This window comes from Paraburkholderia fungorum (assembly GCF_902833645.1).
GTDB lineage: Bacteria > Pseudomonadota > Gammaproteobacteria > Burkholderiales > Burkholderiaceae > Paraburkholderia > Paraburkholderia fungorum.
The window spans coordinates 122,334-134,143 of sequence record NZ_CADFGE010000003.1; the positions used below are offsets into that span (position 1 = coordinate 122,334).

Annotated in this window: 11 protein-coding genes and 1 pseudogene; 9 read left to right on the forward strand and 3 right to left on the reverse strand. The window is 63.4% G+C overall.

The features are described 5' to 3' along the window. The first annotated feature begins 29 nt into the window (after positions 1-29). The 3 genes from HWX91_RS11700 (at position 30) to HWX91_RS11710 (ending at position 1,876) form a co-directional block, all read left to right on the forward strand. The gene (locus HWX91_RS11700; RefSeq protein WP_028193912.1) at positions 30-227 is read left to right on the forward strand and encodes a heavy-metal-associated domain-containing protein; all 198 of its coding nucleotides are present in this window, start codon (positions 30-32) and stop codon (positions 225-227) included. A gap of 112 nt (positions 228-339) precedes the next feature. Continuing rightward, on the forward strand, positions 340-738 hold the full coding sequence (copM, locus tag HWX91_RS11705; RefSeq protein WP_028193913.1) for a CopM family metallochaperone: 399 nt from the start codon (positions 340-342) through the stop codon (positions 736-738). Positions 739-856: 118 nt separating this feature from the next. Beyond that, complete coding sequence (locus HWX91_RS11710; protein ID WP_028193914.1) at positions 857-1,876, forward strand: MerR family transcriptional regulator; 1,020 nt, start codon at positions 857-859, stop codon at positions 1,874-1,876. Between the two features lie 169 nt (positions 1,877-2,045). Here the strand turns inward: HWX91_RS11710 and HWX91_RS11715 are convergent, their stop codons facing one another. Next, entirely contained in the window at positions 2,046-3,851 is a 1,806-nt protein-coding gene (locus HWX91_RS11715) for an ABC transporter transmembrane domain-containing protein (RefSeq protein WP_042273572.1), read from the reverse strand. Positions 3,852-3,984: 133 nt separating this feature from the next. On the opposite strand from HWX91_RS11715, the gene HWX91_RS11720 reads away from it, so the two are divergent. After that, entirely contained in the window at positions 3,985-4,176 is a 192-nt protein-coding gene (locus HWX91_RS11720; RefSeq protein WP_028193916.1) for a hypothetical protein, read from the forward strand. Between the two features lie 15 nt (positions 4,177-4,191). Here HWX91_RS11720 and HWX91_RS11725 read toward each other — a convergent pair whose 3' ends face one another. Together HWX91_RS11725 and HWX91_RS11730 are read right to left on the reverse strand one after the other, a co-directional pair. Further along, entirely contained in the window at positions 4,192-4,983 is a 792-nt protein-coding gene (locus tag HWX91_RS11725; protein ID WP_028193917.1) for an MHYT domain-containing protein, read from the reverse strand. A 364-nt stretch (positions 4,984-5,347) separates the two neighbouring features. Further along, complete coding sequence (locus HWX91_RS11730; RefSeq protein ID WP_311734518.1) at positions 5,348-5,950, reverse strand: hypothetical protein; 603 nt, start codon at positions 5,948-5,950, stop codon at positions 5,348-5,350. Here HWX91_RS11730 and HWX91_RS41195 point away from each other — a divergent pair. From HWX91_RS41195 to HWX91_RS11750, 5 genes and pseudogenes are all read left to right on the forward strand, one after another. After that, on the forward strand, positions 5,949-6,143 hold the full coding sequence (locus tag HWX91_RS41195; RefSeq protein ID WP_311734517.1) for a hypothetical protein: 195 nt from the start codon (positions 5,949-5,951) through the stop codon (positions 6,141-6,143). The genes HWX91_RS11730 and HWX91_RS41195 overlap by 2 nt on opposite strands. A 506-nt stretch (positions 6,144-6,649) precedes the next feature. After that, positions 6,650-6,979 (forward strand): hypothetical protein, encoded by a 330-nt coding sequence (locus HWX91_RS11735; protein WP_081832886.1) that lies wholly within the window; start codon positions 6,650-6,652, stop codon positions 6,977-6,979. Then, positions 6,976-8,025 (forward strand): multidrug transporter subunit MdtN, encoded by a 1,050-nt coding sequence (gene mdtN, locus HWX91_RS11740; protein ID WP_028193920.1) that lies wholly within the window; start codon positions 6,976-6,978, stop codon positions 8,023-8,025. Before HWX91_RS11735 ends, mdtN begins: the two co-directional genes overlap by 4 nt. After that, positions 8,006-10,074: pseudogene (locus HWX91_RS11745) on the forward strand (FUSC family protein). The gene mdtN and the pseudogene HWX91_RS11745 overlap by 20 nt, the downstream one beginning before the upstream one ends. Next, positions 10,061-11,653 (forward strand): TolC family protein, encoded by a 1,593-nt coding sequence (locus HWX91_RS11750; protein WP_028193921.1) that lies wholly within the window; start codon positions 10,061-10,063, stop codon positions 11,651-11,653. The pseudogene HWX91_RS11745 and the gene HWX91_RS11750 overlap by 14 nt, the downstream one beginning before the upstream one ends. Positions 11,654-11,810 lie beyond the last annotated feature (157 nt).

Here is an 11,810-nt window from a genome sequence, read left to right on the forward strand (position 1 = left end):
AGGTTCTGACTTCACACTGGAGGTGGGAAATGGAATTCGCAATCCCGGATATGACGTGCGGCGGCTGCGCCAATGCGATTGCCCGTGCAGTGACTGGCCTCGACCCCGCGGCGAAGCTCGACGTCGATGTCGCCGTTAAAATCGTGAAGGTCGCGTCGAGCCTGCCGCCGCAATGCGTCATCGAGGCAATCGAGGCGGCGGGCTTTCATGCTTCGCTCAGAACCTGAACAAAGCGCATCGGACCATGTCTTTCGCGTTGCGCGTGCCCCGCTGTTCGCAGCATCATTCATGGCCGTCTGATATCTCCTTGTCCCAAACGGAACACCCAATATGAAAAACATGAAAAATCTTCGCGCATTCCGTGCCCTTTGCGTCGTGAGCGGCATGGCGTTCGCCGTCGCGGCAACACCCGTCCACGCACAACAGGCGGCGTCGATGCCGGGCATGGACATGTCCCACCCGGCGGACACCGGGTCGAGTGCGTCGACCCATGCTTTCAAGGACGCCGACGAGAAAATGATGCAGGCCATGGATGCCCCGACCTACACGGGCAACGCCGACAAGGACTTCGTCGCGCATATGATTCCGCACCATCAGGGCGCGGTCGAAATGGCCCAGGTAGAGTTGAAATACGGCAAGGATCCCGAGCTGAAACGCCTCGCCCACAACATCATCAAGGCGCAACACGAGGAGATCGCGTTTATGCAGCGCTGGCAGGCGAAGCACGGCGACAAGTGACAACGGGCACGATTGCCGCCTCAACACTTTGACGTTTTGAAGTTTCAATGCCCTGCTTGACCCTCACGCAACGTCAGGTTTTAGTCTCCATGCAGGCATGAAGAAAGGAGCAATTTCGATGCTGCTGAAAGTAGGTGAACTAGCCAGGCGATCCGGCATTACGGTACGCACGCTTCATCACTACGACGCAATCGGCTTGCTCACGCCTTCTGCCCGCTCCGATTCGGGCTACCGGCTCTACAACCGCGACGACATCGCCAGGCTGCACCAGATTCAGGCGATGCGGCGGCTGGGCCTGTCGCTGGCCGACATCGGAGCCTTGCTGGCCAGACCGGACTCCTCCCTCGCTTCGATTGTCGAGCAGCAGATCGCAGCGCTGACTCGACAGATCGATCGGGCAACCGACCTGCGCGACAGGCTTCATCGTTTGCGCGGGCAGTTGATGACGGGAGAAGAACCCGATCTTGCCGACTGGCTAACCACGTTGGAGTTGATGACCATGCAAGATAAATATCTTACGCAGGAAGAGCAGAACCAGCTTCGTTCGAACAAGAGCGCCGGGGCGGCCGACTGGCCGGCATTGATTCAGGCGGTGCACGCGCTGATGGATCGCAACGCGCCTGTCGAAAGCAACGAGGCCCAGGCGTTGGCGCAGCGCTGGACCTCGCTGGTGGCCGATTACACCGGCGGCGACCCGGGTCTGCTGTCGAAGCTCGACACCATGCATCGCAATGAACCGTCGCTGCAGGTGAAAAGCGGTATTACGACTGAGCTGATGGCGTATATGACGCGCGCTATCAGGCACTCGAAGTTCGCGCTATATGCAAAATACCTGTCACCGCAGGAACTGCAACGCATGCGTAACAGAGACGAGCGTTACGTCTCCGAATGGCCGGGTCTCGTCGCGGAAATCCGGCGCGCCATGGAAAGCGGCAAAACCGCTCACGAGCCATCGGTTCAAAAGCTAGCGCTGCGCTGGATGGACCTGCTTAACGATTATGTCGGCCCGGACCCGGAAACTCACCGGAAACTGCACGCTGCCTACGAGAACGAACCCGCGATCCTGTCGGGCACGGGAATCGATCAGGCCATGCTCGCCTATCTTCGCGATGCGCTGGAGATCGCGCAGCCGCATTGAGGTGGTGTGGTGTAGCGCCACCGGTTGTGGGATGGCCTGCAACGTAGGGCGCGTGATTGGTTCGGTTTTCCCATTCGGTGTGAGGTAGTTAAGCACGGGGTGCCTGTCGCTGGGACGATCCATTCCCTTGGTAGCAGACACACCGTTCGCACCGAGCCAACCGGGTCGCTCAGAGCGCCCCCTGCGCGGCCAGCCCCGCCGGCTCGCCGAACTGCAGGGCCGCAAGCTGGGCATAAAGCGGCGAGCTCAGCAGAAGCTCGGCGTGCCGCCCCTGCGCGACGATGCGGCTTTGTTCCAGCACGACAATGCGGTCAGCCTGCTGCACGGTCGCGAGACGGTGCGCGATGACCAGCGTGGTGCGGTTCTGCGCGGCATTGTCGAGAGCCTTCTGGACCAGCCGCTCGCTGGCGGCATCGAGCGCGCTGGTTGCTTCGTCGAGCAGCAGGATGGGCGGATTCTTCAGGATCGCGCGTGCGATCGCAATGCGTTGGCGCTGTCCACCCGACAGTCGCACGCCACGCTCGCCGAGAAAAGTATCGTAGCCTTGCGGCAATTCTTCGATGAAACCGGCCGCGGCGGCCATATCGGCAGCCCGCTGCACTTGCGCCAGGGTGGCATCCGGCGCGCCGTAACGGATGTTGTCGAGCACGCTCCCCGAAAAGATCACCGATTCCTGCAACACCACGCCGATTTCTTTGCGCAATTCGACGAGCGGCACGTCACGCGTCGCGACGCCGTTGATCAGAATGCTGCCGGACTGCGGATCGTAAAAGCGCAACAGCAGTTGAAACAACGTCGTCTTGCCGGCCCCGGACGGCCCGACCAGCGCGACGTGCTCACCCGGACGAACATCGAGAGACAGTGCGGAAAGCGCGGCAATGCCAGGACGCGACGGGTACGAGAAACTGACGTTGTCGAAGCGGATGCCCTCGCCGCGCGCCGGCAGTGCAACCGTGGTCCCGGCCTCCTGCACCGGCGAGCGCGCCGCCAGCAGTTGCAGCAGACGCTCGGTGGCGCCGGCGGCGCGCTGCAGATCGCCCCATACCTCGGCGACCGCTCCCACGGCGCCGGCCGTGAACACCGCGTAGAGAATGAACTGGGACAACTGGCCCGCCGTCATGCGCCCGGCCAGCACGGCCTGCGCCCCGAGCCACAGCACGAACACGATGGCGGTGAACACCAGCACGATCACCACGGCGGTCAGCCACGCGCGTGCGCGAATGCGCGTGAGCGCGGTCTCAAAGGCTGCCTCCACCGCGCCGGCAAAACGCCGTGTCTCGAAGGGCTCCTGCGTATAGGACTGCACGGTCGGCATCGCATTGAGCACCTCGCCCGCCAGCGCGCTCGTGTTCGCGATCTTGTCCTGGCTCGCGCGCGAAAGCCGCCGCACGCGCCGGCCGAAGATCACGATGGGCGCGACCACCACGATCAGCGTCGCGATGATGTAACCGGACAGCACCGGGCTCGTCACCGCCAGCATCGTCAGGCCGCCGGTCAGCAGAAAGAAGTTGCGCAGCCCCATCGACAGGCTGGTGCCCACCACCGTCTGGATCAAGGTGGTGTCCGCGGTGAGTCGTGACAGCACCTCGCCGGTCTGCGTGGTCTCGAAGAACTGCGGACTCATCCCCAGCACGTGGTTATAGACTGCACGCCGCAAGTCCGCCGTAACCCGCTCGCCCAACCACGACACGAGATAAAAACGTGCCGCGGTGGCGCCGGCAAGTACCAGCGAAACGACGAAGAGCGCGAAGAAATAGCGATCGATGTGCGCCCGCTCGCCGCTCGCGAAACCGCGATCGATCAGGTATTTGAAAGCTACCGGCAACACCAGCGTGGCGCCCGCCGAGGTCACCAGCGCAAGAAACGCGAGCGCCCAGCGGCCGGCATAGGGCCGCAGGAAGGGAAACAACGCGAACAAAGGGCCGATACGCCGCGAGGCTGGCGAAGGCGGTGAAGACGGCACAGCATCTGGCATGAAGATTCCCAGGCGAATCGGAGGTCACCCAGATTGTGCCAGTCCCGCGGGTTTGAAGGCGGCTCTAACCTGCTTGCCGCGACTATCCATCTGTATCAAGATCGAGTCGACTCATCCGCACGAGGCCATGGTCATGACAGACGACACCGATCCCGACAAACTGAAGGGCCCCGGAGGTATGACGCTGCGCCAGATTCACCAGCAGGTGCAGAAAAGCGTTGAACGGGACCGCGAAGAGCAGGCCTCGCACCACGCTAGCGCGCCGCAGCGCAGCCGGTGGCAACGTTGGGTGCGCTACGTGTGGGGCCGCAGCGGGCGCCGCTAGAGCACGGCAGCCCGCTCAAGGTATCGGACCCCGCAAGCGATCGATCTGCTCATTGAGCCGGGCAACCGATTTGGCGAGAAACTCGGCTCGGGCATCGAGACGGGAAAGCAGCAACGTCACAAGCAGAATCGCGAACGTAAACGGAATGACGGCCGCCGCGAGCCATTCAGGCTTGACGCCATTCGCCGCACTACAAACCGATCCGACCGGGAAATTCGCCGCGGCCATCCCGGTGTAATGCATACCGGCGATCGCCGCGCCCATGACACAGGCCGCCGCAACGCGCTTGCGCATCACATGGTGCTGGTCGCCGTGGCGCAGCGTGTGTGCGACCCACAGCGCCGCGGTGGAAGCTGCGATTGCAATGACAATCGACGCAATGAAAATAGTCGGCTCGTAACTGATCGCGGGGTTCATCAGCATCGCGGCCATGCCCATGTAATGCATGCCGGCGATTCCAAAGCCCATCAAGACCCCGCCTACGAGCAGATGGGACAGCTTCAGACGTTCCTGCGTAACGACATGCAACGCAAAACCGGAGATGAGTACGGCGATAACGAGCGAATAACAGGTAATAGCGAAGTCGTAGCCGATCGGAATGCTTAGAGAAAACGACAGCATCCCGATGAAGTGCATCGACCAGATGCCGATGCCCATCACCAACGCGCCGGCCGCCAGCCATATGCGGCGGGCGCGAGCGTAAGTCAGCAGGGAAAGCCGATCGGCAAGATCAATGGCGGTGAACGAAGCTAGCGTCGCGACGATCAGCGAAACGACGACTAACCCCAGATTGTAGTGACTTTGCATGGGTCGGCGGCTCCTTGATGAAAGCTCGATTACCGGTTATCAACAGCCTCGCGCGGCTTGCCCGCCGACGAATAACTGCTCTCTATGAATCGCACTGGCCTATGCGATATGAATTTATTCTGAATCTCTTTGCGCCACCGGGTGATCCCGGCAGTTCGCGTATTCTAAACGCGCCTCGTACGCTCACGTGAGCACAATCGCGCGAGATGCATTTCTATTTCTCACGCCAATATTCGTTGAGCGGCGCCAGCGCCCTCTTTTCGCGCTGCTGCGGCTTCCTCTCTTTCCCGATCCGTCGCGGTGCGGTACGCACGGATCTTCATGAGCCACGGCATGCCAACGCGCACCGTGGCCCCAAACCGCCTTATTGCTTCGTCAGTTGACCGTAGCCGACCAGCGAGTTGTCAGCCGCCTTGAACAGATAGACGATGCTCCGTTTGTACAACGTCGTGCTGCCGGAAACGGGCAGGAACGTGATCGCCGAACTGCCGGTGTAGGTCGTGCCCGGGCGCAACGAGCAGCCGGCCGTCGTGCCCGTCAGGCTCACCGTGTACAGGTTCTTGCTGGAACCCGGCGTGGTCAGCGTCAGCGTGCCGGTGACACCGCAGCCTTGGAGCGTGCCGGTGAAGCCGCCGGCATTGTCGACCGTGATCGTCGTCTGACCTTGTGCCCACGTGCCCGCGACGCTCGACTGGGTGACCGCGAGCGCATTCGCCGGGTCGTAGTTCAACGCGAGATTCACGACCTGGCTATTGGCCGTATAGCTGCCCGTGAAGGTCCGGTTCGCGGCGAATGTGCCGCTTCCGAGGCTAGCCGTGTAGCTGAGGCTGCTGAACGTCTCGAAGCCGTTGAGCAACGACCAGCTCGACGCCGTCGTGGAGATCGTGCCGAAGAAGGTCCCCGTCACAAAAGAGAACAGGCCGTTGATATAGGAAAGATTGCCGGCCGGGTCCAGGAAAGCCGTCATGTTGGACGCGCCCGATTGTGTCCAGATGCCTTCGGAACCGTTGCCGGTAGCGGCCGTCGAACCGGCCTGCGGCGCGCTCAGGCTCGGCAGTGCCTCACCGGTCAAGGCCGGCGCCGATGCCGGCGCCGGTGCCGAGGCGGGCGTGGCGGCCGACGTCGACGCCGGAGCGGCAGCTGGCGTGCTGGCCGATTGAGCGCTCGGCGTACCGCTATCGCCGCCGCCTCCGCCGCCGCACGCGGCAAGCATCAATGACCCCAGCATTGAAACGAGTAGAAGTGATTTTGATGTTGATTTCATTTTCATTTTATTAGTTCAGAGTGCGGATTCTCAATCCCGCAAAATGATCGGTTAGATCTCGATTTACCCTGCGCAAAATCGCGCAAACCTGTATACGGCAGTAAAAGAAAAGTCTTTAACGATTATTGAAGAACTGCCTTTCGATAACACAGACTTGACGGAAAGCATTTTTTGCGATTAACGCCGCCATTGCTACGATGCTTATTATTCGCAATGCATAGAACGTGCTCGCTTCAAATACGAATATGTGCATGAATATCCATGACATGGAACCGGTTAATGACTGGCGATAGCGGGTGCACCAAACCAGCACATGCGAAAGAGTCGAAACGAAACGGGTGCGCTGGTAAAGTGCCGTCATCCCGTTGTTCCGCTAACCCATTCACACCTCGCGACGCCGCAATGCCGTTCAAGCCAAAACATCGAGGCGTCCGCGCCTCGCTCGCGCACCGCGCGCCGGCTCTGCCAGCCCTCGCGGGCGTCCTTACCCTAAGCTTGTGCTTGCAGGGATGCACGCTGCGTGGCGCGCCGTCGTATGAAATCTTCGGCGCCTATTTCCCGCTCTGGCTAATGAGCGCCGTAGCCGGATTCGTCGGCGCGGTGATCGCCCATCGGATCTTCGTCTCCACGGGGTGGGCGCAGATCGTCCCGTATCAGCTCTCGGTGTGCCTGGCAATCGGACTGACGGTCGCCGTGCTCTTCTGGCTTTCGGGAACAGGACAGCTCTTATGAAAATCGCCGGCTTGCGCAAAGCTTCCGTCAAAGGCCGCGTGATCGCGGGCGTGATTGTCGTGCTCGGCATCGCGGCGGCCTGGTACGGCTATGACCGGACCACCCGCTTCCCCTCCACCGACGACGCCACGATCGACGCCGACGTCGTCCACGTCGCCTCGCCCGTCGGCGGCAGGATCATCCGGCTGCCGGTGCAGGAGAACCAGCGGGTCGCCAAGGGCGACGTGCTCTTCGAACTCGATCCCGTGCCTTACCGGCTGGCGGTCGCGCAAGCCCAGGCCGATCTCGAAGTGGCTCGCGCGGCGCTCGATACGCGGCGCAGGTCGCTGGTCGGCGAGCGCGCCAATGCGGCCATCGCCGGCGACCAGACAGGCAAAGCGGCACACAACTACGAACTCGCCTCGCGCACCGTGCAGCGGCTCACGCCGCTGGTGGCGAATGGCTACGTGCCGGTCCAGCAACTGGATCAGGCTCAGGTCGCGCAACACGATGCGGCGCTGTCGCTCAAACAGGCGCAGGAGCAGAAGCAGGCCACCGCGCAGACGATCGGCGACGAGGCCGGCGCCGTCGCCACCGTGCATGCGCGCGAAGCCGCGCTCGCACTCGCGCAACGCGGCCTCGAAGACACCGTCGTGCGTGCGCCGCAGAATGGCTTCGTCACGGGGCTATCGGTGCTGGCGGGCGAGACCGTCGCACCGCATCAAGCGATCTTCACGCTGGTCCACGCGGACGAATGGTTCGCTGTCGCCAACTTCCGCGAAGGCGCGCTCGCGCGCATCCAGCCGGGCGATTGCGCGACCGTGTACTCCATGATCGACCGCAGCCAGGCGATTCGCGGCGAAGTGGTCGGGATCAGCGCGGGCGTGGCCGATTCGGACCGGATCAATCTGCCGCGCACCTTGCCGATCGTCCAGCAATCGGTGAACTGGGTGCGGGTCGCCCAGCGCTTTCCCGTGCGGGTGCGGCTCGATGAACCGGCCGCCCGGCTGGTGCGGATCGGTGCGAGTGCGATAGTCGAGGTCCGGCATGGCGCCGCCTGCCGGTGACATCGCCCGACCGGGCCTCGCCGATATCCTGAAGCTGCTCGCGCCCTATCCCGGTCGCGCGGCAATGGCAACCCGCATCGCGCTGATTTGCGCGTTGACGGCGTTTGTGACGAGCGCATACGGCACGCCGGAAGCCGCGATCTCCGCCTACGTCGTGTTCTTTCTGAACCGCCCCGACCGGGTCTTGAGCGTGGTGTTGGGCTCGGCCCTGCTTGTGCTGGTCACGCTGATCATCGCGGTCGTCACGGTAGTGGCCATGTTTGTGCTCGACGATCCCATGTGGCGGGTCGCATGCATCGCGGCACTCTCGTTCGGTCTCCTGTTCGTCACCTCGGCAAGCAAGCTGCGGCCGGTGGGCGCGATCATCGCGATGATCGTCGGCTTTGCACTGGACGAACTCGGCAGCGTTCCGTTCGGCGAAGTGGCGACGCGCGCCCTGCTCTACACATGGTTGATGGTGGCGATTCCGATCGGCGTATCGATCGGCGTCAACCTGGTAATGTCGCCGTCGCCGCGCAAGCTCGCCGGCCGCGCGCTGGCGGAGCGTCTGCGACTCGCGGCGCAGAGCCTCGCCGAACCCGAGGCGACGGCTCATGCGCTCGGCGCATGCCTGCGCGAAGGCGATGCGGAGATCGGCACGTGGCTCAAACTTTCGGTCGTCGACGGTTCATCGGTACGCACCGATGTCGCGCCGCTGCGGCAAGCCGTGTCGTCGACGCTAGCGATCCTCGTCGCAGCGGATCTCGCGGCGCGCGAACCGTCGGCGCGGCTGCCGGCATCGTTCGTCACGCCGATCGCCGCAACGCTGGAAGACATGGCCCGCATGCTCGAGGCGGGCGGCTATCCGGTCGACATTGAACTCAGCCTGCCTGGCAGGGCCGACCTGACGCCGCTTGCGAGGATCGTCGTCGAAGATCTGCAGGCTGCGATCGCCCGCTTCGCGGTGGTCGAAGCACGCGCCGATGCCGCAAGTGAAAGCAAAGCCAAAACCGCAGTCGTAACTGAAGCACAACCCCAAAGTCAACGCGAAGCCGGCGCCACGCCACCTCCCGCTGGCAAGCGCGGCGGGTTCTTCCTGCCGGATGCATTCAGCAATCCCGATCACGTCCGCTATGCGCTGAAAACTACCGTAGCGGCCATGTTCTGCTATTTGCTTTATTCACAGATCAACTGGCCCGGCATCCATACCTGCTTCATCACGGTCTACATGGTGTCGCTCGGCACCACCGCCGAGACCGTCGAGAAGATGACGCTGCGGATTGCCGGTTGCCTCGTGGGCGCGGTGCTCGGTATCGCGGCCATCGTACTCGTGACACCGGTGCTGACGTCCGTCGCCGGCCTGATGACGCTCGTGCTGATCGGCGCATGGCTGTCGGCGTGGATCGCTTTCGGTTCGCCGCGGATTGCGTATGCCGGTTTCCAGATCGCCCTGGTGTTCTTCATGTGCGTGTTGCAGGGCGCGGCACCGGGCTACGATCTGACGCTTGCGCGAGATCGCACGATCGGAATCCTGATCGGCAATGTGGTCGTCTATCTGGTTTTCACGCGCGCGTGTGGCCGGTCACCGTGGCCGCGCGTATCGACTCCGGGCTCGCCACGCTGCGCCAGCAGTGGGCACGGCTCGCCGCACTGCCCGATGCCGTCACGCGCCGGGCCCAGGCCGCAAGCGCCATGGCTCAGTGCGGCGCGCTTGAGCAGGACCTCGCGCTGATGCATTACGAGCCGTCGTGGGTCCGCCCCGACGCGCAGTGGATCGCTGAACGCCGCGCCGCACTGGCCAGGCTCGATGCACTGGAAGGGCCGATGTTCCTGCTCGCCGAGCGTCGCCGGGGCGATGCCGTAGTGGAGCGCTGGCTCGCGCAGGTCGTGGATGAGCCGGAACGCGACCCGGCGTTGCCCATCGCCTCCAGTGCGGCCTTGCCCGAAACAACAGCCAATGACGACACACGTATCGCTTTGCATCGTCTCGGCGATGCACGCCTCACTCAACTCGAACACGCTGCGTCGAACGACGCAGCGAAGGGACTCGCCACTCATGCGCCGGCTTAACCCTTCATTCGCACTGGCGATCCTGGCCGCTGCGGGTTTGACCGGATGCGCCACGTCGTCGCTGGACATGGCGCCTGATAGCCCCGACCGCCCGTGGCAACCGCAGACGGATGCGGCCGGCGCCATCGTGCCTAGGCCAAAGGCGCCTGCCGGGTCGGTTGCTTCAGCTAGCCCCGTTGCGTCCGCTGCGGCATCGGCCAGCTCCCCTCGCGGCTACGAACTCCCGGCGAATCCCGCGCTCGCCGCCGTACCGCCACCACCGGCGCTGGAGCAGGCACATGCTTACGATCTACCCGAACTGATCGATCTCGCGGAATCGGCAAATCCGCTGACCCGCATTGCGTGGAACGACGCGCGCAATGTCGCGCTCGCGGCCGGCATCGCGAAGAGCGCGTACCTTCCGCAACTCTTTCTCGCGGCGATGGGCCAATACGCCGGGCTCCATAATTCGACCACCTCCGTACTCGGTGAATCGTCGTCAAGCGCGACCGGGCACGGCATGACTTCAGTGGTCGCGCTGCAATGGCTGCTGTTCGATTTCGGCGGCCGCGCCGCCCGCGTCGAAGCCGCTTCGCAGGCATCGGTGATGGCGAACATCGCCTTCACCGCGGTTCATCAGCAGATCATTTTCGACGTCAGCGTCGCGTTCTACACGTACCAGGCCGCACGCGCCCGCATCGCCACCACGCAGCAGGGCCTCGCCAATGCCGAAGCGATCCTGGCCGCAGCACAGTCGCGCTACAGGCATGGCATCGGCACGGTCATCGAGGTGGCGCAGGCCAGCCAGAATCGCGCACAGGCCCGGCTCGCGCTCGTCCAGGCCCAGGGCGCCGAAAGCAACAGCTATCTCGCGCTGATTGGCGCGATGGGGATTTCCCCGCTCTCCAAGCCGAAAATCGCGGAGATGCCGGCGCATGCGCTTCCAGCCGTGACGAGCGATTCGATCGACCAGATCGTGTCGAACGCCATCGCGAGACGCCCGGACGTGTTGAGCGCGTACGCAGCCGAACGGGTCAATCTCGCGAAGGTGAAAGCCGCCGAATCGGACTTCATGCCGAAGGTATTCCTCTCCGCGAACGGCGCGTACAACACCGGCAGTTCGTCGATTTCAGCGGTTCCCGCCATCGGCCAGCAATTGCCGACGGTGAACCTGAGCGGCGGCCGCTACGGCGGCAGCGTGATCGTCGGTGTGGCGATTCCGCTGTACGACGGCGGCTTACGATCGGCGGTGCTCGCGCAGGCACGCAACGACGCCGACAGCGCGTCGACCCGTCTGATTCGAAGCCGTGAAGAAGCGGTTCGGCAAATCGTCGCCGCGCAGAATACGCTGCAGACGAGCCTTGCCGCGCAGGCCGCTGCAAAAGAACTGCTCGCCGCGGCGCAAACGACTTACAACGCCGCGTTCGACGCTTATCGGCAAGGAGTCGGTTCGATCACTGACGCGCTGCTCGCACAGAATCAATTACTCGCAGCGAAAAACGCGGACGCGGATAGTTACAGCAGTGCATTGGCGGCGGCAGCGGCGCTCGCGCTGGCGACCGGGTCGATCGAGTCGATTCCGATGCGCGACAACTGGTGAGTCGCGAGCCACGGCAAAACAGATCTTGTAACCGGCCCGTGTGCGAGGACGTTTTGACCAGCCGGTGTACCTCGAATTCGACAAGAGACAGGGTTCGCCGCTCCGGCCAACGTAGCAAACGCGATTGACCTTACATCGGGCCGACATTCCAGGCACG